General features: G+C 68.7%; 20 protein-coding genes and 2 tRNA genes. 7 read left to right on the plus strand and 15 right to left on the minus strand.

The features are described 5' to 3' along the window. Positions 1 to 137: 137 nt before the first annotated feature. From FOY91_RS08395 to FOY91_RS08415, 5 genes are read right to left on the minus strand one after another with little or no spacing between them, the layout of a single operon-like run. Positions 138 to 1,034, minus strand: coding sequence for a hydrolase 1, exosortase A system-associated (locus FOY91_RS08395; protein WP_145150033.1), 897 nt, complete (start codon positions 1,032 to 1,034; stop codon positions 138 to 140). After that, entirely contained in the window at positions 1,022 to 1,690 is a 669-nt protein-coding gene (locus FOY91_RS08400) for an alpha/beta hydrolase family protein (RefSeq protein WP_145150035.1), read from the minus strand. Before FOY91_RS08400 ends, FOY91_RS08395 begins: the two co-directional genes overlap by 13 nt. Then, complete coding sequence (locus FOY91_RS08405; RefSeq protein WP_162527177.1) at positions 1,687 to 2,700, minus strand: GNAT family N-acetyltransferase; 1,014 nt, start codon at positions 2,698 to 2,700, stop codon at positions 1,687 to 1,689. The genes FOY91_RS08400 and FOY91_RS08405 overlap by 4 nt, the downstream gene beginning before the upstream one ends. Beyond that, positions 2,697 to 3,554, minus strand: a complete 858-nt coding sequence (locus FOY91_RS08410) for a cupin-like domain-containing protein (RefSeq protein WP_145150039.1) — start codon at positions 3,552 to 3,554, stop codon at positions 2,697 to 2,699. The genes FOY91_RS08405 and FOY91_RS08410 overlap by 4 nt, the downstream gene beginning before the upstream one ends. Beyond that, the gene (locus tag FOY91_RS08415; protein WP_162527178.1) at positions 3,551 to 4,678 is read right to left on the minus strand and encodes a GNAT family N-acetyltransferase; all 1,128 of its coding nucleotides are present in this window, start codon (positions 4,676 to 4,678) and stop codon (positions 3,551 to 3,553) included. Before FOY91_RS08415 ends, FOY91_RS08410 begins: the two co-directional genes overlap by 4 nt. A gap of 256 nt (positions 4,679 to 4,934) precedes the next feature. Between FOY91_RS08415 and FOY91_RS08420 the strand changes: the two genes are divergently transcribed. Together FOY91_RS08420 and FOY91_RS08425 are read left to right on the plus strand one after the other, a co-directional pair. After that, on the plus strand, positions 4,935 to 6,422 hold the full coding sequence (locus tag FOY91_RS08420) for a lipopolysaccharide biosynthesis protein (RefSeq protein ID WP_145150042.1): 1,488 nt from the start codon (positions 4,935 to 4,937) through the stop codon (positions 6,420 to 6,422). A gap of 98 nt (positions 6,423 to 6,520) precedes the next feature. Then, positions 6,521 to 7,048, plus strand: a complete 528-nt coding sequence (locus FOY91_RS08425) for a VOC family protein (RefSeq protein WP_145150044.1) — start codon at positions 6,521 to 6,523, stop codon at positions 7,046 to 7,048. 19 nt (positions 7,049 to 7,067) lie between these two features. Here FOY91_RS08425 and FOY91_RS08430 read toward each other — a convergent pair whose 3' ends face one another. Continuing rightward, on the minus strand, positions 7,068 to 8,072 hold the full coding sequence (locus tag FOY91_RS08430; protein ID WP_238995306.1) for a polysaccharide deacetylase family protein: 1,005 nt from the start codon (positions 8,070 to 8,072) through the stop codon (positions 7,068 to 7,070). A 128-nt stretch (positions 8,073 to 8,200) separates the two neighbouring features. Continuing rightward, entirely contained in the window at positions 8,201 to 8,776 is a 576-nt protein-coding gene (locus tag FOY91_RS08435; RefSeq protein ID WP_145150046.1) for a Ros/MucR family transcriptional regulator, read from the minus strand. 470 nt (positions 8,777 to 9,246) lie between these two features. Here FOY91_RS08435 and dapB point away from each other — a divergent pair, with 470 nt between their 5' ends. Genes dapB through FOY91_RS08450 form a run of 3 tightly spaced genes read left to right on the plus strand, consistent with a single transcriptional unit; the run spans position 9,247 to position 11,097 of the window. Beyond that, on the plus strand, positions 9,247 to 10,011 hold the full coding sequence (gene dapB / locus FOY91_RS08440; protein ID WP_145150048.1) for a 4-hydroxy-tetrahydrodipicolinate reductase: 765 nt from the start codon (positions 9,247 to 9,249) through the stop codon (positions 10,009 to 10,011). Further along, entirely contained in the window at positions 10,008 to 10,679 is a 672-nt protein-coding gene (nth, locus tag FOY91_RS08445) for an endonuclease III (RefSeq protein WP_145150050.1), read from the plus strand. Before dapB ends, nth begins: the two co-directional genes overlap by 4 nt. A gap of 25 nt (positions 10,680 to 10,704) precedes the next feature. Then, positions 10,705 to 11,097: a hypothetical protein gene (locus FOY91_RS08450; RefSeq protein ID WP_145150052.1), complete on the plus strand. Its 393-nt coding sequence runs from the start codon at positions 10,705 to 10,707 to the stop codon at positions 11,095 to 11,097. 52 nt (positions 11,098 to 11,149) lie between these two features. On the opposite strand, the gene FOY91_RS08455 is transcribed toward FOY91_RS08450, so the two are convergent. From FOY91_RS08455 to lon, 3 genes are all read right to left on the minus strand, one after another. Continuing rightward, a tRNA-Val gene (locus FOY91_RS08455) sits at positions 11,150 to 11,224 on the minus strand. A gap of 142 nt (positions 11,225 to 11,366) precedes the next feature. Beyond that, positions 11,367 to 11,639, minus strand: a complete 273-nt coding sequence (locus tag FOY91_RS08460; protein ID WP_145150055.1) for an HU family DNA-binding protein — start codon at positions 11,637 to 11,639, stop codon at positions 11,367 to 11,369. A gap of 163 nt (positions 11,640 to 11,802) precedes the next feature. After that, positions 11,803 to 14,211 (minus strand): endopeptidase La, encoded by a 2,409-nt coding sequence (gene lon / locus FOY91_RS08465; protein ID WP_145150057.1) that lies wholly within the window; start codon positions 14,209 to 14,211, stop codon positions 11,803 to 11,805. A 152-nt stretch (positions 14,212 to 14,363) separates the two neighbouring features. Here lon and FOY91_RS08470 point away from each other — a divergent pair, with 152 nt between their 5' ends. Further along, entirely contained in the window at positions 14,364 to 15,956 is a 1,593-nt protein-coding gene (locus tag FOY91_RS08470; protein WP_145150060.1) for a tetratricopeptide repeat protein, read from the plus strand. Between the two features lie 24 nt (positions 15,957 to 15,980). Here the strand turns inward: FOY91_RS08470 and clpX are convergent, their stop codons facing one another. Then, positions 15,981 to 17,246, minus strand: coding sequence for an ATP-dependent Clp protease ATP-binding subunit ClpX (gene clpX, locus FOY91_RS08475; RefSeq protein WP_145150062.1), 1,266 nt, complete (start codon positions 17,244 to 17,246; stop codon positions 15,981 to 15,983). Positions 17,247 to 17,505: 259 nt separating this feature from the next. On the opposite strand from clpX, the gene FOY91_RS08480 reads away from it, so the two are divergent. Beyond that, the gene (locus FOY91_RS08480) at positions 17,506 to 18,171 is read left to right on the plus strand and encodes a hypothetical protein (RefSeq protein ID WP_145150064.1); all 666 of its coding nucleotides are present in this window, start codon (positions 17,506 to 17,508) and stop codon (positions 18,169 to 18,171) included. A gap of 92 nt (positions 18,172 to 18,263) precedes the next feature. Here FOY91_RS08480 and FOY91_RS08485 read toward each other — a convergent pair whose 3' ends face one another. From FOY91_RS08485 to FOY91_RS08500, 4 genes are all read right to left on the minus strand, one after another. Then, positions 18,264 to 18,932, minus strand: a complete 669-nt coding sequence (locus FOY91_RS08485) for an ATP-dependent Clp protease proteolytic subunit (RefSeq protein ID WP_145150066.1) — start codon at positions 18,930 to 18,932, stop codon at positions 18,264 to 18,266. Between the two features lie 59 nt (positions 18,933 to 18,991). Then, the gene (locus FOY91_RS08490; protein ID WP_145150068.1) at positions 18,992 to 19,948 is read right to left on the minus strand and encodes a glycosyltransferase family 2 protein; all 957 of its coding nucleotides are present in this window, start codon (positions 19,946 to 19,948) and stop codon (positions 18,992 to 18,994) included. Positions 19,949 to 20,044: 96 nt separating this feature from the next. Continuing rightward, positions 20,045 to 21,664, minus strand: coding sequence for a trigger factor (gene tig / locus FOY91_RS08495; protein WP_145150080.1), 1,620 nt, complete (start codon positions 21,662 to 21,664; stop codon positions 20,045 to 20,047). Positions 21,665 to 21,720: 56 nt separating this feature from the next. Beyond that, positions 21,721 to 21,805: transfer RNA gene (locus tag FOY91_RS08500), tRNA-Leu, on the minus strand. Positions 21,806 to 21,998 lie beyond the last annotated feature (193 nt).

Below are 21,998 nucleotides of genomic sequence, written 5' to 3' on the forward strand. Positions count from 1 at the left end.
CTTGGGGACGATCGGGTTGAACCACGGGCCGATCTCGATCCCGGTCTGACCGACCGCGATACCCGTTCTCAGTTGTTCGATCCTGTCCATCATCTCTGTGCGACCGCACTGTTACCCGGTGAGCCGCGACCAGCACATCACGCACGTCGGGGAAAGGCCGCGCCGATCTCCCCTCGGTTGCCAGCGCGATCGAGCGCCGCCACGCAAAGCGCCGCCAGCCGTGCCGGATCGTTGCCGGTAGCGAAGCTGTGGGAGTGGCTGTCGATTTCGGTCACCCCGCCCCGACCGCCGCCGCGCAGGCCCGCGAAGGCCGGGCCGCGCCAGGCCTCGGCAAAGGCCAGCGCGGTGGCGTCGCGCGTCGCCAGCACGATCTCCACCGGCCGGCCTCCGCTCGTCAGCGCCCCGCCCATCGCGGTCGCCAGTGCCGGGGGCGCCTGCCGCCGGCTGATCGCGGCCACCCCGCGCAACGCGGCACGATAGTCGATCCCGCCGGTCAGCAGCCGCTTCCATGCATCGAGGCTGGTCAGCCTGTCGAGATAGCGGCGGCGGATGGCGGCGGCGGGCGGCAGGGGGTTGGCCTCGGGATGCTCGTGCGCGCCCGGCCCGGCCGCCGCATCGATCGTCCACGGGTTCGCCAAAATCAGGCCGTCGATCCCGGCGGCGGCGTGGTGCAGCGCCAGCGCGGTCGCGCCATCGCACAGGCCGAAGCCGAGCATGCGGGTGAGGCCGGGGCATTCGCTGCGGAACGCCGCCGACGCCGCCGCGATATCCGGGCCGCTATCGGCAAAGCCCGGATCCGTGCCGTCGCTGTCGCCGACGCCGCGCCGCTCGAACCGGAAGACGGGAAAACCGGCGGCGGCAACGGCGGCGGCGAGCCGGGCGAGGCCGCGATGGGCGCCGATCCGCGTCTGCGTACCGCCGGTAACGATCAGCAGGCCGGTCGTCGGCGGGATAGCGTCGGGGGCGCCAGGGGCATCGTCCAGCGTCGCGGCCAGCGTCGCGCCCTCGCAGGAAAAGGTCGTCAGCCGCCGCATCGGGTCACCCACTCGGCAAGATCGCTGGCCAGCATGGCGGCGAAGGCGGCGTCCGGAGTTGGCTCGGCCTTGCGCCACGGGGCGACGCCGGGCCCGGTGAACGGCATCTCGCGCAGTTCACACGGCACCGCCGCCACCGTGGCGGCGCGCATCGCCGCCACCAGCGCCCGGTCGATCGCGTAGCCGATCAGGTCCACGGTCGCCGCCGCCGGATCGGGCGGCCCCCGCCCCGCCTCGCGGTCGCCGATCGCCTGCGCGCGCTCCATCTGGCGAAGCAGCGTCGCGCCCCCGGCCGGCGCGACGCGAAGACGCGAGGCTGCCGTCGCTGCATCGTCAAGCAGCGCGCCGCCGCGCAGCGACAGGATATGCGGTCGCCCGATCACCTCCGCGGCGGCCGCAACCGCCGCGCGCCAGTCCTCCCACCCGACCATATCGAGCGAGATGGCGCTTTCGCCGGTGCCGGGCAGGTCGATCAGCCATGTTCCGATACCGTGTGCGGCGAGGTCGATCACCATCGCGGTCAGCGTGGCGCGAGTGAAATTATTCTCCTCGAACAGCGGCGGCACGATCATCACGCGCGGGCCGGCGGCGGGGCCGCGCACCGCCATCCACTCTTCGCCGCCGCGCCAGCGATAAGGCTCGAACCGCAGGCTCATCGTGCCGCCCGCCAGCGTGCGATCCGCGCCCGCGCCGCGCCGGCCAGCCCGGCCACGCTGCGCGGATCGTGCAGCGTCAGGCGGTAGAGCGGGCGCTTCTCGTCCATCCAGTCCGCCTTGTACGCATCGTCGCCGGTGCCGAAATCGATCAGCGCGGGGCAGTCCCGCTCGATCACATGGCGGAACATCACCTCGCTCAGCACGGTGCCGGGGGAACGCGCACGCTCGGTCTCGACATAGGCGAGCTTGTGGATCGTCGCCGTGCCGTGCTCCACCGTCCACATCTGCGCGGCGACCGGACGCCCCTCGCGCGTGGCGACAGCCAGCCGCAGGCAACCGGCCGCGCCCTCCCGCTCGGCCATCTCGCGCAGGAATGCTGGGGAGCCTTCGTTGGGCTTCCAGCTCCCGGCATATACCGCCTCATAGGCCGCCCAGGCTGCCGCATCGAAGCCGTCGTGGATGGCGATCTCGAGGCCCGCGTCGCGTGCCTTCCGGCGGGCGGTGTTGCGCAGGCGCGAGGGGCGGCGCGCCCAGTAGGTGGCGAAATCCTCGCCCGCCACATGCGCCACCCAGTTGGCGCTGCTCTCCTGCCGATCCACCCACCAGCCGGCCGCCGCGAACGCCGTCTCCATCGCATCGACCGCGTCGGCCGGCAGCGGCGCCAGCACGATCCGTCCGAACCTGCCGCGCAGCCCCCCGGCGATCGCGCGCAGTAACCGCGCCCGGTCCGTCGCATCGCCGCCCTGCCACACCGGCGCGAACGACAGGGTGTACCAGCTGGCGAAGGCGGCGGCCCGCCCCCGCCCCTCGTCCGCCAGAAACAGCCAGGCGGTCGCCCCGTCCGTCCGCGCCCGCGCGATCCACGCGGCACCGGGGGCCAGCCCGTGGCGGGCGTGTGCGCGCAGCCACTCGATCCGGTCGTAGAGCGACGCCTGCGTCACGCGATCCAGCGCGTGCGCGGCATCCGCCTCGACCGCGTCGAGATCGTCGAACAGCCGGAAATCGATCACGCGCCGCGCCGCGCGATCCGGCGCGCCCTGGAGATCGCGCGCCAGGCGAGCGACTTGGCGGTGTTGCCCGCCGGATAGCGGCCCGGAGGCGCGGGGTTCAGCCCGGCGCGGCGCAGCAAGGCGTTCATCCCCCGAGCATCGGCCTCGCGGTAACTCCATTCGGATCGCCATGTGATCGAGAAGGAAACCGACGGCACAGCGCCGTTCTTCACCCAGTGCGGCGCCTTTACCGGCACGTACACCGCCTCGCCGGGCGACAGCGCGAAGGCCGTGCCCCTGCCCGCGACCGCCTCGTCATAAGGCAGGTTGCGGTGGCCGCCGAGGTGGAACGCCTCGTGCAGCGGGCCGGACACCACCGCCTCGTCGGCGGCGGGGAACATCGTCATCACCTTGTCGCCACGGATCTGGAGCAGAATGTTGTGCTCGGGATCGAAGTGGAACGGCGTGACGGCACCCGGCGACGAGACGAAGATGAACGCCTCCCGCTTCAGCATGGCCCCCGTCGCGGCACCGACCACGGGGGCCAGCTCGTCCAGCGCCTGCTCCATCAGCGCGCGATACTCGGCGTCCTGCTCGACGAACTTCAGCACCATCCACGCGCCGCATTGTTCGATCGAGCGGATCGTGTCGGTGACGGACAGGCCGTTGTGCGCGACATCCGCCGGATCCACGCCGATCGGCAGATCGGCGATGTTCTGTTCAACGTCCTGCGGTCGCATCCGCTGCGCCAGCCGCGCCAGCGCCTCCAGCTCGAACAGGGGATGACCGACGAGGCGGTGGCGGACCACGCCCGGCTTCTCGGGGTACAGCGTGGCGAAATCGCGCAGGGCGGCGGGGTCGAAACAGTCGCTCACCGCCCCAGCCTCCGCCGCGCCCACGCCCAGCCGTCCTCAAGCCCGCGCGCCAGGGCGAAGGTGACGCGGCCGCGCAGCCCGCCGAGCGGCACCGTGACCCGTACGATCGTGCGCCGCCCACCCCACAGGCTGTCGATCATCGGGTGGTTCTCCGCCGCACAGCTATCCATCCACGCGATGTCGGCGCGGTCGAGCAAACGCAGGTTCTCGATCTGGATCAGCACGCCGGGGGAGAAGCGGGCATGGTCCTCGTCGAAAGCGATCTTGAACGAGAACGACCCCGGCGCGGTCAGGAAATTGACGAGCATCGCGATCGGCCGCCCGTCCAGATCCATCCGCAGCATCTCCAGCCGGCCGGCGGACCAGGCGCCGGCCAGCATCTCGCAGAAGAAGCCGGCCGTCTCCGGGGTGCTGCCCAGCGCCGATCCGGCCCGCCCCTTCCAGCCGGATGCCTCCAGCGCGAGGAAATCGTCGCACCAGTCCGATACCTCGCCCGCGTCGGCCAGCCGGCGGGTGGTGAGCGTGCCCTGTTCGGCGAGGCGCGCGGCGAGGCGCTTCAGCTCCTTGCGCTTCTTCTTGCGGACATGCGTCTCGAGATAGGCCTCGGGGTCCAGCCCGGCATCGAGCTGCGCGCGCACGACGCGGTGGACCGTATCGCAGCGCCGCCCCAGCGTGGCCGCCGCCGTCGCCAGCCCGCGATGCACCGGCCCGTCCTCGACCAGCCCGTTGATATGGAGCAAACCGCCCGCCCAGCGCGCATCGTCCAGCACGGCCAGCACCGCCGCCCAGAACGCGCGCTCGCGCCCGGCGCGCACCAGCGGCGTGCCGAGGAAGCTGTGGTGGTGCAGCCAGTTGACCACATGCCGCAACGGCAGCCGGCCGTAACGCGGATCGATCACCACCGGCAGCAGGCCGGTCAGCCGGTCGCCCTCCCACACCTCGATCAATCGGCGGAAGGCGGGCGGGCAAAGGTGGCGGACACCGGCCATCACGAACCAGCGTTCGGCAAAGGCGTTCGGTTCGGCGGCGGCGGCGGCCAGATCGTCCCACGCCGCACCCAGCCGGTCCCCTGCGCCCTCCACCGGTTCGATCAGAACGATGGGCGCATCGGGTACGGCGGACACGCGAACGGCCCGGCGCGAGTCTCCGTCTGCTACCCGTTGCGTGGCGCCTGTGCGCTGCATCTTTCGCCCCGTCTGCCCGTCTGGTCCTTACAGCCTAAGCGTTACGGGTTAACAAGCGCCAACCGCAGTGTCGCAGCGCACTCCCGGCTCGCGCCCGATGGCGGCTGGCGCAACGACGCTTCATCCTTCATGCACGTCTGCCCGCTAGGCCGGCCTCGAACGCGCCGGCCGGCGGGCGCGCGAACGAAGGCGGCATATGGCGGACGAGGCGGGGGCGAACAGCACAGGGCGAGGCGGCTTCGGCGCGCGGGTGCGTGATGCGGTGCTGTGGCGCTCGGGCAGCCAGATCGTCGCCCAGCTGGTGATGTGGTCCGCCACCTTCTTCGTCATCCGCCTGCTGGCGCCGGCCGACTACGGCGTGTTCGCGATGACGCAGAGCATCCTCGTGATGTTCAGCCTGCTCAACGGCTATGGTTTCGCCAGCGCGCTGATCCAGGCGGACGAGATCGACGATCGCCAGATCCGCCAGGTGTTCGGCCTGCTGCTGCTGCTGAACGGCGGGGTGGCGCTGCTGCAACTGCTGCTCGCCCCGCTGGCCGCCGACTACTACAATCAGCCGATCATCACGAACATGCTGCGGGTGCAGGCGCTGCTGTATCTCTCCACCCCGTTCGTGGCGCTGCCGACCGCGCTCCTCAGCCGCGCGATGGATTTTCGCAAGCAGGCCAAGGTCAACTTCCTCTCGGCGCTGGCCGGCGCGGTGACGGCGCTGTCGCTGGCGCTGCTGGGCTTCGGCGTATGGACGCTGGTGATCGCGCCGCTGGTGCTGTTCTGGACGCGCGCGATCGGCATGACGGTGGCCGCAAGGCTGCTGGTGCTGCCCAGCTTCCGCTTCAAGGGCGCCGGCGCTACCGTGCGCTTCGGCGGGGCGATGACGCTGAGCCAATTGCTGTGGTTCGTGCAGACGCAGGCCGACGTGTTCATCGGCGGGCGCGTGCTCGATCCGCACCTGCTCGGCCTCTACACCACCTCGCTGTTCCTGGCGCAGATCCTGGCGAGCAAGTTCATCCCGCCGCTGAACGAGGTGGCGTTCACCGCCTACGCCCGCCTCCAGCACGATCGCGCCGCCATCGCCAGCTCGTTCGAGACGGCGATGCGGATCATCATGCTGGTCGCGCTGCCCTTCTACGCCGGCCTCGCCATCACCGCCGAGCCGCTGGTCCACGCCGTGCTGGGCGAGAAATGGATGGAGGCGGTGCCGATCGTGCGGGTGCTGGCGCTGGCGATGCCGTTCGTGACGATGCAGATCCTGTTCGCCCCCGCCGCCACCGCGCTGGGGCGGCCGCGCGTGCAGGTGTATGCGGCAGCCGCTGGCGCGGTGGTGATGCCGCTCGCCTTCCTGATGGCGGTGCGGCAGGGGCCGGTCGGCATGGCGTGGGCGTGGGTGGCCGCGTTCCCGCTGGTGCTGCTCTATACCGCCGCCATCGCCATGCCGATCATCGGCGTGACGGTGCGCGCGCTGGCCCGCGCCATCGCCCCCGGCCTGATCGCCTCGGCATTGATGGCGGTGGTGGTGATGCTGGCGGATCGCACGCTGGCGTTCGATTCCCCGCTTGCCCGGCTTGGTGCGCTGGTGGCGATCGGCGGTGTCAGCTATACCGCCGTCGTCCTCGTGATCGCGCGGTCCACCATCGCCGATATCCGCTGGCTCGTCCTGCGGCGCGGCCAGCCCGAGCCGGCCTGAGCGACGGCCAGCCGGCGGCGCCGATTGACGGCGCGCGGGTTACGCGGCAGCACCCTCCCCGGCGCATCGGCAGCCGAAGAAGAACAGGGGAGAGAACGGTGAGGACTTTACTCGGCAGCGCGGCCGTGGCTTGCGGACTGATGCTCGGCGCGGCCGCACCGGCCCAGCAGCCCACCGTCGGCGTATTCGGCCAGAAATATCCGGTCAGCGACTTCAACCGTTCGATCGCCTATTACACCAAATACTTCCCTTTGCAGAAGGGCAAGCTCTACAACGACACCGAGATGGCGCTGGCCTCGACCGAACCGACGTCGACGCAGCGACCGATCACGCTGTGGCTCGATCCATGCGCCGGCCCCGGCGGACAAGCGGCGGCGGCCAGGAGCATCGAGGCGACCGATACGGTGCATCGCAAGCTGGCGACCTGCACGTCCCGTTTCCGGGCCGGCTCGGCGTGGCTGTTCATCATGGTGCCGGATGCGGCGAAATCGGCCGCGCTGCTTCGCGCCGACGGGCATGAGGCGGTGCTCAAGCGGGTGCCCGCCACCGGCCCCGGCTACCTCCTGTTCCTCACCGAGGATCCGGACGGCAACATCGTCGAGGCGGTCCAGGCGGTCACGCGATAGGCGGCATCGGACGACGGCGTCAGCGCCCGGCGGCGGCCAGAATGTCGTCGGGGCGGCACGCCGTCACGCCCTCGCGCGCGAACAGCGCGAACACGCCGTCCCACCATGCCCAGAACGCCTTCAGGTCGGCGGCGTCGCGCACGTAGGGCGTATGCCCCGGCTCCACCGAAGGGGTGTGGAACGAGAGGCTGAACAGCCGGGTGCCATCCGCCAGCAACCGGCGGATCACCGCCAGCGCCTCGACCAGCGGCACGCCCTCGGGCGTCAGCGCGGCGCGGTTGCGCAGGCCGGTGCGGGCCAGCGGGCCGCGCAGCCAGCCATGCCGATGCAACCCGCGCCAGTGGCGCAACGGGCCGGTGTCGGCGGCGGTCAGCGGCACTTCCAGCAGCCTTTCATCGATCCACCACGGCCAGATCGGGTGACGTGAGAAATCGGGGCCGGTCTCGGCGCTGTAATCGAACAGCGCCCGTACCGACACGTCCATGCGATAGCCCGCCTCGGCCAGCAGCCCCGCCGTCGCCGGGCCGATGCCGTAGCGACCGGCGCGGTACACGGTGGGCCTTACGCCGGTCGCCGCCTCGATCGCATCGGTCAGCGCGTGCAGTTTGGCGCGCTGGAGTGGGACGGGCAGGTTGCCGGTAAAGCTGTTGGCCGGGGTCACCTCCTCGTCGAACGGCGGATTGACCCAGGGATGCAACTGCGTGCCGACGTCGCATTCGCCCGCCGCCACCATCGCCCGCACCACGGCGGCGCTCTCGGGCGTGGAGACGACGGGATAATCGACGACGTAGGTCGGCACGACACCGGCGTCGTTGAAGCGCCGCGTCGCTGCCGGCAGGGTCGCCACGGCGCGGGTGGAAACGTGCTCGCGGCGCAACGGCGCCCGCCAGTCGAACTCCTCCTCCGCATCGCCGATCAACACGAAGCGGCGACCGAATTCGGGTGCCAGCGCGGCTCGCGCCGCCGGCGGCGGCGGCAGATCGATCCGCGCCTGCACGGCGCGCCTGATATCGCTTGCGATCATCTCTTCGCCCGGCAGACGTTCGGAACCCGCTCGCTATCACCCGTATTACGGCGCGACAATGCAAAGAAACCGGCCGCCCGGGCGAAACATTCAGGACGCGGGGCCGTCGGCCGACCCCGCGTTCACGCTTACTCGCCCTCGACCGTCTCGGGCACGCCGGCTTCCGCCTTCGGCTTGCGGCCACGCCGCTTGGGCGCCGCATCCCCGGCCGGGGCAACCGCATCGTCCGCCTTCGGCTTGCGGCCGCGCTTGGCCGAGGCGGCTTCGGCCACTTCCTCGACGGCCGGCTCGGCGACCGGCGCCGGCTCGACATTCTTGCGGCCCAGCCCGATGCTGTGCGCCAGCGAGCGACGCTTCTCCGCATAGTTCGGCGCGACCATCGGGTAATCCGACGGCAGGTTCCACTTGCGGCGGTATTCGTCGGGCGACATGTCGTAATTGGTACGAAGATAGCGCTTCAGCATCTTCAGCTTCTTGCCGTCCTCGAGACAGACGATGTGATCCGGCTTCACGCTGGCGCGGATCGACACGGCCGGTTCCTGCTTTTCGGCCACCGGCTCCGGTGCCTGGCCCAACCCCTTCAACGCTGCATGCACGCTCTGGATCAGCCCGGCGAGTTCTTCGGTCGCGACATTGTTATGGGCGACATGTGCACCGACGATATCGGCCGTCAGGGTGATGAGGTCGGCGTCTTGTTCGTTCATATTTTCCTCCAGAATAGCGGCACTTTAGCGACGCCCATCGAAACATACAAATGCTGATCCGGTGTCTTCTTCGCAATGAGGCAGGACATTCTTTGTTCCGTCGTCCTGTATGGGAACAATCATGACCACGCCGGCCTCTCCCCGCAAACAACCCCCGAAGCTCCAATCAAGGCCATCCGCATTTACTAGCCGAGTGGCGCAGATCGACCAGCAAATGATAATTGAACAGTAGTGGATCATTAAAACATGGCCGCGCCGGTGCGTGGTGACATAGCTTGCACCGGACGATGTTGACAGATGCCTAAAGCCGGTCGGCCGACGCGGAAAAGCCGAATATCGTCGAGGCGGCCGGCGGCGATCACCATAACGTCGCCGCCCCTGCTCGTGCCCCCCTTCGCCAGCCGGCGGCGCAGTTGCGGAAGCCGCGCGCCTCTTGCATGGAAGCGGTCGAACAGCGGCGAAGGTGATGCATGGCGCGGATCGGCATATTGGGCGCAGGCGGGCGGATGGGCCAGGCGATCGCGCGGGCGGTGGCCGAGACCGGCGCGACGCTGGCCGGCGGCACCGATCGCCCCGCCCTCGTCGGCGAGGTGGGCGGCATCCCCTTTACCGATGCCGCCACGCTCGCCGCCGGCAGCGACGTGCTGATCGACTTTTCTACCCCGGCGGCGCTGGCCGGCCACCTCGACATCGCCGCCGCCGCCGGCATCCCCATCGTGATCGGCACCACCGGCCTCGGCGCGGACGACCATGCGCGGATCGACGCGGCGGCGCAGGTCGGCGCGGTGTTGCAGGCGGCGAACATGTCGCTCGGCGTCAACCTGCTGGCGCATCTGGTGCGCGAGACGGCGCGGCGGCTGGGCAGCGACTGGGATATCGAGATCGTCGAGATGCACCACCGCCACAAGGTGGACGCGCCCTCCGGCACCGCGCTGCTGCTGGGCGAGGCGGCGGCGGACGGGCGCGGGGTGGCGCTGGCCGACGCCTCGGTGCGCAGCCGCGACGGCATCACCGGCGCGCGGCCCGAGGGCACGATCGGTTTCGCCACGCTGCGCGGCGGATCGGTGGCGGGCGATCATCAGGTGATCTTCGCCGCCGAGGGGGAGCGGCTGGAACTGGGCCACCGCGCCGAAAGCCGCGCGATCTTCGCCACGGGCGCGGTCAAGGCGGCGCTGTGGCTCGCCGGTCGCCCCGCCGGGCGCTATGCCATCACCGACGTGCTGGGCCTGCGGTGAAGAAGGCCGACGCGTTCGAATTCTATCGCCGGCTGGCCGAGGACGATCCGGCGCCGGAAACCGAGCTCGACTATCAGAACCCCTACACGCTGCTGGTGGCCGTGGCGCTGTCCGCGCAGGCGACCGACGTGAGCGTCAACAAGGCGACGAAGGCGCTGTTCGAGGACGTTCGGACACCCGGGGCGATGGTGGCGCTCGGCGAGGCCGAACTGAAGCATCATATCCGCACGATCGGCCTGTTCAACACCAAGGCGAAGAACGTCATCGCCCTCTCGGAGAAACTGATCGCCGAGCATGGCGGCGAAGTACCGGCCGACCGCGACGCGCTGGAGGCGCTGCCCGGTGTCGGCCGCAAGACCGCCAACGTGGTAATGAACGTGGCGTTCGGCGCCGAGACGATCGCGGTCGACACGCACATCTTCCGCGTCGGCAACCGCACCGGGCTGGCGCGCGGCAAGACACCTCTGGCGGTGGAACTGAAGCTGGAGAAGATCACCCCCGCCCCCTTCCGCCGCCACGCGCACCACTGGCTGATCCTGCACGGCCGCTACATCTGCAAGGCGCGCCGCCCCGAATGCTGGCGCTGCCCGGTGGCGGACCTGTGCGCCTACAAGCCCAAGACCCCGGCACCCCCGCCGCCGGCAGCGAAAGCGGCGACGGCGCGTTGATCCGGCAACAGACCGGAGAGACATGATGCGCCCTTTGCCCCTGCTCGCCGCCGCCCTGCTGGCAGCACTCGCCACCGCCCCCGCCGACGCCGGCCGCAAGCGCGACGACCTGAGCGACCTCACCCCCATTCCCGGCGCGAAGCCGGAAAGCTGCATCCCGCTGGCGGGCCTGCGCGAAAGCCGGGTGAGGAACGACAGCACGATCGATTTCTACGGATCGGGCAAGCGCATCTGGCGCAGCACGCTGCCCTACAGTTGCCCGCAACTCGGCTTCGAGCGGGCGTTCAGCTACGCGACGTCGCTCAGCCAGCTCTGCTCGTCCGATATCATCACCGTCCTGAACCGGGCGGGCGGCGGCCTCGTCCGGGGCGCGGGCTGCGGCCTTGGTCCGTTCCAGCCGATGCAGAAGGCGCGGTAAGCGGAAGCAGGCAGGCCCGCCGCCCCCTGACGGGGCGGCGGGCCTGATGGCGTGGTGGGCGCAGCAGGGATTGAACCTGCGACCCCACCCGTGTGAAGGGTGTGCTCTACCGCTGAGCTATGCGCCCACGCTCTCGCCTGCCGAATGCCCGCAACGGGCCTTCGTGGAAAGGATGGCCGCCTCGGCGACCGCCCTTGGACGGCGCGATTAGGCGGTCGCAGCGGGCTTGTCCAGCCCCAACGCGATCCGCGCCGATCACGCCGTACCGATCAGTTGACCGAGTCCTTCAGCCCCTTGCCGGCCTTGAACTTGGGCTGGCTCGATGCCTTGATCTTCATCGGTTCCCCCGTGCGCGGATTGCGCCCGGTCGACGCCTTGCGCTTGCTGACCGAAAAGGTGCCGAAACCGACCAGTCGTACCTCGTCGCCATTCTTGAGCGCGTTGCCGATCGTATCGAACACTGCCTCGACCGACTTCACGGCGTCGGCCCTCGTCAGGCCGGTCGCCTCGACCACCTGCGCGATAAGCTCCTGTTTATTCATGCCCGAGGTGCCCCCCTACCCTGTTGTGCGCTGCCCACGCATGCGGGAGTCGCCCCCGCGATGGCTCATCTAAGTACGGGCCGGCCATCGCTGTCAAAAGGAAAGCGGCGGATGCCCCCACCCGCCGCGATCAATCAAATTATGTGGTGCCGCCGCCTCGCGCTCAATGGTGGATCGGCGCACCCGGCAAAGGAGACTCGCCGCCGGCCAGATGCGGCGGCTGCGTGGCCAGATCGTCCGCCTCGGTCCAGTCAATCGGCACGATCGGCCCGGCCAGCGCCAGCGCCAGCACCTCGTCAACATGCGCCACGGGGATGATCGTCAGCCCCTCGCGGATGTTGGCCGGGATTTCGGCCAGGTCCTTCTCGTTCTCCTTGGGGATGATGACGCTGGTGATGCCGCCGCGCAGCGCCGCCAGCAGCTTCTCCTTGAGGCCGCCGATCGGCAGCACGCGACCCCGCAGCGTCACCTCGCCCGTCATGGCGAACTCGCGCCGCACCGGGATGCCGGTGAGGGTGGAGATGATCGCGGTGACGATGCCGATACCCGCCGACGGCCCGTCCTTGGGCACCGCGCCCTCGGGCAAATGGATGTGGATGTCCTTGCGCATGAACAGGCGCGGGCTGATACCATATTGCGGGCTGCGCGCGCGCACGAAGGAGAAGCCGGCCTCGACCGATTCCTTCATCACGTCGCCCAGCTTGCCGGTCGTGCGAATCGCGCCCTTGCCGGGCACCGTTACCGCCTCGATCGTCAGCAGTTCGCCGCCCACCTCGGTCCAGGCGAGGCCGGTGACGGCGCCGATCTGGTCCTCCTCCTCGCCGATGCCGAAGCGGAACTTGCGCACCCCGGCATAGTCGGCCAGATTGTCGGCGGCGATCGTCACCGTCTCCATCTTGCCTTCGAGGATGCGGCGCAGCGCCTTGCGCGCCAGCTTGGCGATCTCGCGCTCCAGCGTCCGCACGCCCGCCTCGCGGGTGTAGTAGCGGATCAGGTCGCGCAGCCCCTCGTCGGTCAGCACGAACTCGCTGTTCTTGAGGCCATGCGCATCGATCTGCTTCTGCAACAGATGCGACTTGGCGATCTCGACCTTTTCGTCCTCGGTGTAGCCCTCCAGCCGGATGATCTCCATCCGGTCCAGCAGCGGCTGCGGGAGGTTCAGCGAGTTGGCCGTCGTCACGAACATGATGTCCGAAAGATCGATGTCGATCTCCAGATAATGATCCTGGAACTTACCATTCTGCTCCGGGTCCAGCACCTCCAGAAGCGCCGAGGCCGGATCGCCACGGAAATCCTGGCCCAGCTTGTCGATCTCGTCGAGCAGGAACAGCGGGTTGCTCGCACCGGCCTTCTTGAGGTTGGTCACGATCTTGCCCGGCAGCGAGCCGATATAGGTGCGGCGATGCCCGCGGATCTCCGCCTCGTCGCGCACGCCGCCCAGCGACTGGCGGATGAACTCCCGCCCCGTCGCCTTGGCGATCGAGCGGCCGAGCGAGGTCTTGCCCACGCCGGGCGGGCCGACGAGGCACAGGATCGGCCCCTTCAGCTTGTTCGTCCGCGCCTGCACGGCCAGATATTCGACGATCCGGTCCTTGACCTTCTCCAGCCCGTAATGGTCCTCGTCAAGCACCGCCTGCGCGGCCGCGATGTCCTTCTTCAGCTTGCTCTTCTTGCCCCACGGCAGGCCAAGCAGCACGTCGAGATAGTTGCGCACGACCGTCGCCTCGGCGCTCATCGGCGCCATCGTCCGCAGCTTCTTCAGCTCGGCGGTCGCCTTCGCGCGCGCCTCCTTGGACAGCTTCAGCTTGGCGATCTTCGAGGCCAGCTCGGCCACCTCGTCGCCGGCCTCGCCTTCCTCGGCATTGCCCAGCTCGCGCTGGATCGCCTTTAGCTGCTCGTTGAGATAATATTCGCGCTGGGTCTTCTCCATCTGCCGCTTCACGCGGCTGCGGATCTTCTTCTCGACCTGCAGGACACCCAGTTCACCTTCCATGAAGGCGAAGGTCATCTCCAGCCGCTTGGCCGGATCGCTTTCCACCAGCAGCGCCTGCTTGTCGGAAACCTTGATGTTGATGTTCGCCGCAACCGCGTCGGCAAGGCGGGAGGCATCGTCGATCTGGCCCAGCTGGGTCGCCGTCTCGGCCGGCATCTTCTTGTTGAGGCGCGCGTAATTCTCGAATTGTTCGAGCACGGAGCGCATCAGTGCGGCGGTCTCCTCGCCCTCCGATACGGTATCCTCGACCAGCGCGACGGTGGCGGAAAGGTGCGCGCCATCCCCGTCGAGCGTCTCCAGCGTCGCGCGCTGGCGGCCTTCCACCAGCACCCGCACGGTGCCGTCCGGCAGCTTGAGCAATTGCAGCACGGTCGCGACGACGCCGAGATCGTACAGCGCGTCGCGGTCGGGATCGTCCTCCGCCGGGTCGAGCTGGGCGACGAGGAAGATCGACTTGTCCGCCGCCATCGCCGTCTCCAGCGCCGCGACCGATTTGTCGCGACCGACGAACAGCGGAACGATCATCTGCGGGAACACAACGATATCGCGCAGCGGCAGGACGGGAAGGGTATCGGTCATCATCACTCCGGTGCGCCGTTTCTGGTTACGCGGTGGGCGCACTGCCCCGATATGGGCGCGGTTTTCGCGCTAATCAATGCGCTGCCCGCCCCGGCGGCGATTGCCGCACCGCCCTTCCCCGGATACGATCGCGACGGGGGAAGGGGAGAGCGATGGGGAACGCAGGCAAGGTCGCGCGGCTGCTGGGGGGCATCGCGCTGCTGGCGATATCGCCGGGGGCGAAGGCCGCCTGGCTGGAGGCGCGCACCAACAATTTTGTCGTGCTGGCCGACGTCAAGGACGCCGAGATCCGCAGTCTCGCCAGCCGGCTCGAACGTTACGATCAGGGCCTGCGGCGGATGCGCGGCATGCCGCCGGTCACCGGTCCGCGCTCCAATCCGGTCACCGTCTATGTCGTGCCCGGCATCACGGATGTGCAACGGCTTTGCAACGGCGGCAGGAAGAAACCCGGCTGCAACAATATCGCGGGCTGGTACATGGGCCGCGCCGAGGGATCGGTCGCGTTCACCCCGCGCCGGTCGGGTCAGGGATCCGTACTCGATCTCAATGCCCAGACGGTACTGTTCCACGAATATGCCCACCATTTCATGCTCGAAAACTGGGCGGCCGCCTATCCGGCGTGGTTCATCGAGGGGTTCGCCGAGTTCAACGGCACGGCCACTTTCGAGAAAGACGGCGCACTCGGCTTCGGCCAGCCCGCCTATCACCGCTTCTACGGGCTGGTGTCCGGCAAGCCCCTGCCGCTGGCGACGATGCTGGCGGCGGATCGGCCGCTGCGCACCGCGCAACAACGCGAGGCGCTTTACGGTCGCGGCTGGCTGCTCACCCATTATCTGACGCTCAGCGGGGCGCGGAAGGGCCAGCTCGATGCGTACCTCACCGCGATCAATCAGGGGATGCGCGGCCAGAAAGCCGCCGAGACGGCGTTCGGCGACATCGCCACGCTCGACCATGAACTCGATACCTACCTGAATCGTCGGTCACTCAGCTACATCCGGATCGATCCGGCCGCGCTGACGCCGGTCACCATGGTCGTCCGCCCGCTCTCCGCCGGCGAAGGCGCGATGATGCCGGTGCGGATGCGATCGGACCGGGGAGTCGATAACGAGGAGGCGCGCCTGTTGCTGGCGGAGGCCCGCCGCGTCGCCGCCGCCTTCCCGGCGGATGCCGGCGTGCAGGCAGCGCTGGCCGAGGCGGAATATGACGCCGGCAATGACGACCTGGCCGAAGCAGCGGCCGACCGCGCACTGGCGGCGGACGCCAGGATGCGCGAGGCAATGGTCTACAAGGGACGCGCGCAGGTCCGCCGGCTTGAGCGTACCGGCATCAGGGACCCGAAGGCGTGGATCGCCGCACGTCGATGGTATCTGAAGGCCAACAGCCTCGATCATGACGATGCCGCGGCGCTGATGCTGTTCTATACCAGCTTTCTGGCGGAAGGGCGCCCGCCGACCGCCAATGCCGTCGCGGCGCTCCAGCAGGCGTTCATGCTTGTGCCGCAGGACGAATCGCTACGATGGATGCTGGTGCGGCGCTACGCCGAGGAAGGCAGGCTGAAGGAGGCACGGGAGACGCTGGCGCCCCTCGCCTACGATCCGCACGCGGCGGCAGACAATCCCTTCGCCACCGTCCTCGCAGCGATCGACACCAGGGACGTCGCCGCAGTCCGTGCCGCGATCCGGGCTGTGGAAAACCAGCCGCCGGAGAGCGAGACGTCCGGCGCACCCCCCGCCCGGCCGAACTGAGCGGCCCGGCGGGAGGCTGTCGGATCAGGCGGCGTCGCCCGCCTTTTCCTTCTTGGCGAACACGCGCACCGGCTCCTTGCGGCCCTCGACCACGTCCTTGTCGACGACGATCTCGTTCACCCCGTCCATGCCGGGCAGGTCGAACATCGTATCGAGCAGGATGCCTTCGAGGATCGAGCGCAGGCCGCGCGCGCCGGTCTTCCGTTCGATCGCCCGCTTGGCGACCGCCACCAGCGCCTCGTCGGTGAAGCCCAGCTTCACGCCCTCCATCTCGAACAGCTTCTGATACTGCTTCACCAGCGCGTTTTTGGGCTGCGACAGGATCTTCACCAGCGCGACCTCGTCGAGATCCTCCAGCGTGGCGATCACCGGCAGACGGCCGACGAACTCGGGGATCAGGCCGAACTTGAGCAGATCCTCCGGCTCGCACTGGCGCAGCACCTCACCGGTGCGGCGCTCGTCCGGCCCGGCGACGAACGCGCCGAAGCCGATCGACTTGCCCTGCAGACGATCGGCGATGATCTTCTCCAACCCGGAGAAGGCGCCGCCCGCGATGAACAGGATGTTCGTCGTATCGACCTGGAGGAACTCCTGCTGGGGATGCTTGCGCCCGCCCTGCGGCGGCACGCTGGCGGTGGTGCCCTCCATCAGCTTGAGCAGCGCCTGCTGCACGCCCTCGCCGGACACGTCGCGCGTGATCGAGGGATTGTCCGCCTTGCGGCTGATCTTGTCGATCTCGTCGATGTACACGATGCCGCGCTGCGCCCGCTCGACGTTGTAGTCGCTCGCCTGCAGCAGCTTCAGGATGATGTTCTCCACATCCTCACCGACATAGCCCGCCTCGGTGAGCGTGGTCGCGTCGGCCATGGTGAACGGCACGTCGAGGATGCGCGCCAGCGTCTGCGCCAGCAGCGTCTTACCGCAGCCGGTGGGGCCGACGAGCAGGATGTTCGACTTCGCCAGCTCGACGTCGGCGCCCTTGGCGCCGTGGTTCAGCCGCTTGTAATGGTTGTGCACCGCCACCGACAGCACGCGCTTGGCCTTGAACTGGCCGATGACGTAATCGTCGAGGACGTTGCAGATCTCTTGCGGCGTGGGCACGCCACCGTCCTTCTTGCTGACCAGCGCCGACTTCGTCTCCTCGCGGATGATGTCGTTGCACAGCTCCACGCACTCGTCGCAGATGAACACGGTCGGGCCGGCGATGAGCTTGCGTACCTCATGCTGCGACTTGCCGCAGAACGAGCAGTACAGGGTGCTCTTGGAATCGCCGCCGCTCAGTTTCGTCATTCGCTCACTCCAGGGCCGGACGGGCCGGGCTACGATTACCGTCATGGCGCCGTCCCGGCAATCCGCCGGGCAGCGGGAGGCCGACGCCAAGCCGCCCTCCGTTCCGGCAATATGTCTATCACCTCGCGGTTAAACAAGCCATTCACGCCGGCAGGCCCGCCCGCCCCCCGGCCGCGCCCCGGATTGTAAAGGAAAGTTTACCAAGTCTGCGTAACCCCGGCGCATCGGCCCGCACGGCCATCGACCCAGGGGAATCGAGATGACCAACACCAGGACCATGCGCCACGGGAGCCTGCTCCTCGCCGCGTTGCTGACCGCCGGCACCGCCCCGGCGCAGACCGCGAACAGCCATTTCTACGCCGGCGTCACGGGCGGCACGCTGGGGATCGGGCCGGAAGTCGGCTACCGTGTGAGCGACAGCTTCGGGGTGCGCGGCAACGCCACCTTCCTGAACCTGTCGCACAGCTTCGACTCGGGCAATCTCGACTATCGCGGCAAGGCCAAGTTGAAGTCCGGCGGCGTGATGCTGGATGCCTATCCGTTCGCCAACGGCTTCCGCATCTCGGCCGGCGCCCGGCTCAACGGCAACAACGGGCGGGTGCGTGCGCAGTCCTCCCGCTCGGTCACCATCGGCAACACCACCTATACGCCCGCGCAGATCGGCACGATCCGGGGCGATGCGGAAACCAAGAACGTCGCCCCTGCACTCACGCTTGGCTGGGCGGGGCAGAACGCGCAGGGCTTCGTCTTCGGGGTGGAGGGCGGTGCGCTGTTCCAGGGAAAGGTGCGGGTACGAAATTTCCGGGCGAGCACCAATCTCATCAGCGCCGCCGATCTGGAGCGCGAGCGCCGCGACCTTCAGGACGATGTGGACGACTACAAGGTCTATCCGATCCTCCAGCTGACGGCAGGCTACCGCTTCTGATCGCCGGCGAGACGCCATGAAGAAGGGGGCGGGTGCATTCAGCCCCCGCCCCCTTCCTGTTCATCCGTCCCCGAAGGGAAGAAACGTCCGGCTCAGGCCTTGTCGTCGGCGGCCGCCGGGCGCTTCTCCATCACCTCGTCGATCAGGCCGAACTCCTTGGCCTCGTCCGCCTCGAGGAACTTGTCGCGGTCCATCGCCCGCTCGATCTCCTCGATCGTCTTGCCGGTGTATTTCGCGTAGAGCGTGTTCAGGCGATGACGCATGCGAAGGATTTCCTTCGCCTGAATCTCGATATCGGCTGCCATGCCCTGCGCGCCCCCCGATGGCTGGTGGATCATGATGCGGCTGTTCGTCAGCGCCACACGCATCCCCGGTTCGCCGGCCGCGAGCAAGAAGCTACCCATCGAGGCGGCCTGACCGATGCACACGGTGCCCACGCGCGGGCGGATGTACTGCAGGGTATCGTGGATCGCGAGACCCGCCGTCACCACGCCGCCCGGCGAGTTGATGTACATGAAGATGTCCTTCTTCGGATTCTCGGACTCGAGAAACAGAAGCTGGGCGGTGATGACGGAGGCCATATGGTCCTCCACGCCGCCGGTCACGAAGATGATCCGCTCGCGCAGCAGCCGCGAATAGATGTCGAAGCTGCGCTCGCCACGGGTCGACTGCTCGATGACGATCGGCACCATGCCGCCGGTCATCGGGTCATAACGCATGCCCGGAGGGGTGAACTGGCCGGTCTCGAACGGATTGTGCATGAAAATCTCTGGTCCTTATGCCCTCGGTGCCGGCAACATCGGCCTTGGCGCCGAACAGTTCAAGTGCCGCCGGTCCGGCTGGCCCCGGGGGCGGGCAGCGACAGATACGCCAGCCGCCGCACCTCGCGCCGCCCGCGCACCACCGTATCCAGAATCAGCCCGCAGAACAGGCAGAGGAAGGCAAGGATCACCAGCCCGGTGGAAAGCAGCGCGGTCGGCAGGCGCGGCACCAGCCCGGTGTGGGCATAGGTGACGACCAGCGGGATCGCGAGCACGAGCGCGACCCACGCCAGCAGCGCGCCCGCACCGCCGAAGAACAGCACCGGCCGCTCGATACGGAACAGCATCGCGATCGTCTTCAGGATGCGCCAGCCGTCGCGATAGGTGGAAAGCTTGGAGGCGGAGCCTTCGGGCCGCGCGCCATAGGCCGTCACCACCTCGCCCACCGGCATCCGCAGTTCCAGCGCGTGCACGCTGATCTCGGTCTCGATCTCGAACCCCTGGCTCAGCACCGGGAAGCTTTTCACGAAGCGGCGAGAAAAGATGCGGTATCCCGACAGGATATCGCTGAAACTGCGGCCGAACAGCCGCGCGAGGATGCCGGTGAGCAGCGCATTGCCCAGCCGGTGCCCGCGCCTGTACGCCGCCTGCACCTCGGAGGCGCGCGCGCCCACCACCATGTCCAGATTGTCCGCGATCAGCATGGCGACCATGCCCGGCGCGGCGGCGGCGTCGTAGGTCGCGTCGCCATCGGCCATCACATAGACGTCGGCCTCGACGTCGGCGAACATCCGCCGCACGACGTGGCCCTTGCCCTGCATCCGCTCGGTCCGCACGATCGCGCCGGCGGCACGCGCCACCTCGACCGTCCGGTCGCTGCTTTTGTTGTCGTACACGTAGATGGCGGCAGCGGGCAGCGCCGCGCGGAACCCGGCGACGGTCGCGCCGATCGCCGCTTCCTCGTTGTAGCAGGGCAGGATCACCGCGACGCGGGATCGTGAAACCGGATCGATCATCCGCCCGCCCTATGGGACAAAGGTGAACATGTCTTTAGACGCCGCCCGCGTGCGGGCCGACCGAGGGGCGCGGACCGGCCGCGCCCCTCGGGTCCGTCACTCGTCCGAGGCGGCCTTCTTCTTCGCGGCCTTCTTCGGCTTGGCCTCGCCCTCGGCCGGTGCCTCGGCCGCCGGCTCGTCGCCCTCGGTCTTCTTCGCCGCTGCCTTCCTGGTCTTCTTCGGCGCGGCTTCGGCGGCGGGCGCCTCGTCCGTCACGGCCGGCGCGTCATCGTCATGGTCGCAATCCGGGCCATGGACGTGGCCGGCGTGATCGTGGCCGGCGTGGTCATGATCGTCATGCCCATGATCGCAGTCCGGGCCGTGAACATGGCCGTTGCCGATCGTGTCGGCGTCCTCCTCGATCGCGGCCTGCAATTCCTCGCGGGTCACGCTGCGATCGCTGATCTCGGCCTTCTCGAACAGCCAGTCGACCACCTTGTCTTCGTACAGCGGGGCGCGCAGCTGGGCAGCCGCCATCGGGTCCTGCTGGACGTACTGCATGAAGCGCTCACGGTCCTTCGGGCCGTACTGCTGGGCGGCCTGCATGATGAGCCGCTGCATCTCCTGCTGGCTCACCTCCACGCCGTTCTGCTGGCCAATCTCGGACAGCAGCAGGCCCAGCCGGACGCGGCGCTCTGCGATCGCGCGATAGTCGGCGCGGTCCTTCTCCATCTCGGCGCGGGCGGCCTCCTGGTCGTCCTCGTGGGTCGCCTCATGCTCCAGCTGCTGCCAGATCTGGGCGAACTCGGCCTCCACCATCGACGGCGGCACCTCGAAGTCGTGCGACTCGGCCAGCTGGTCGAGCAGCTTGCGCTTCATGTGGGTGCGGGTGAGGCCGTGCAGCTCCTGCTCGATCTGGCCCTTCAGCAGCTCGCGCAGCTGATCGATGCCTTCCAGCCCCAGCGTCTTGGCGAAGTCGTCGTCGGCCACGGTGTCCTTCGACACCTTCACCGCCGTCACCGTCACGTCGAAGGTGGCATCCTTGCCGGCCAGCGACTTCTCGCCGTAATCGGCCGGGAAGGTCACGTTCAGCGTGCGGCTCTCGCCGACCGTCGCGCCTTCCAGCTGCGCCTCGAAACCGGGGATCAGGCGGCCACCGCCCAGTTCGACAGACATGCCCTCGCCAGTGCCGCCATCGAACGCGACGCCATCCACCTTGCCGACGAAATCGACGACGACGGTATCGCCCTCGATCGCCGGATGGCCCTCGGCCGCGTCGTCCCAGCTCTTCTGCTGCGTCGCGATGCGCTGCACGGCGGAGTCGATCTCGTCGTCACCGGCCTCCACGCGCAGCCGCTCCAGCGTCAGCCCGTCGATCGCGGGGGCCGGCAGTTGCGGCAGCACTTCCAGCGACACCTTGATCTCGGCGTCCTTGCCCGGCTCGTAGCCGTCGCCCAACTCCACGGTCGGCTGGATCGCGGGGCGCAGCTGCTGCTCGGCCATCAGCGCCTGCACGCCTTCCTGCACCGCCTTCTGCAAGGCCTCCTGCTCGATCGCCGGGCCGTGCATCTTGCGCACGATGTTGGCGGGCACCTTGCCGGGGCGGAAGCCGGGCATCTTCACCTGCGGGGCGACGGCCTTGATCTCGGCATCGACGCGCGCGCTGATGTCCTTGCCCGGGATGGTCAGCGTATAGGCCCGCTTCAGGCCTTCGTTCAGCGTCTCGACAGTCTGCATGGCCATCAACCTCTATCCTCGAATCTCTCAAGGCAGCCCCGCTCTGGCGGCGGCGCTGGTGCGGGCGAAGGGACTCGAACCCCCACATCTTGCGATCCCAGAACCTAAATCTGGCGCGTCTACCAGTTCCGCCACGCCCGCAGGGTCGCCGATCGGCGGGGTCTATAGCAGGCGGTGGCGGGAGAGCAAGGCGGCGGATGGCAGCGATCACCGGCAGCGGTCGGATCGGCCCCAATCGCGGATGGCACCGCGCCGCAACGCCATGCGGACCGCCCCCTGACGGGACGCCGCCGTATCTACCGACGTCGTCGCCGGGGCATGACCGATGGAGCCA

This window comes from Alterirhizorhabdus solaris (assembly GCF_007785815.1).
Taxonomy (GTDB): domain Bacteria; phylum Pseudomonadota; class Alphaproteobacteria; order Sphingomonadales; family Sphingomonadaceae; genus Alterirhizorhabdus; species Alterirhizorhabdus solaris.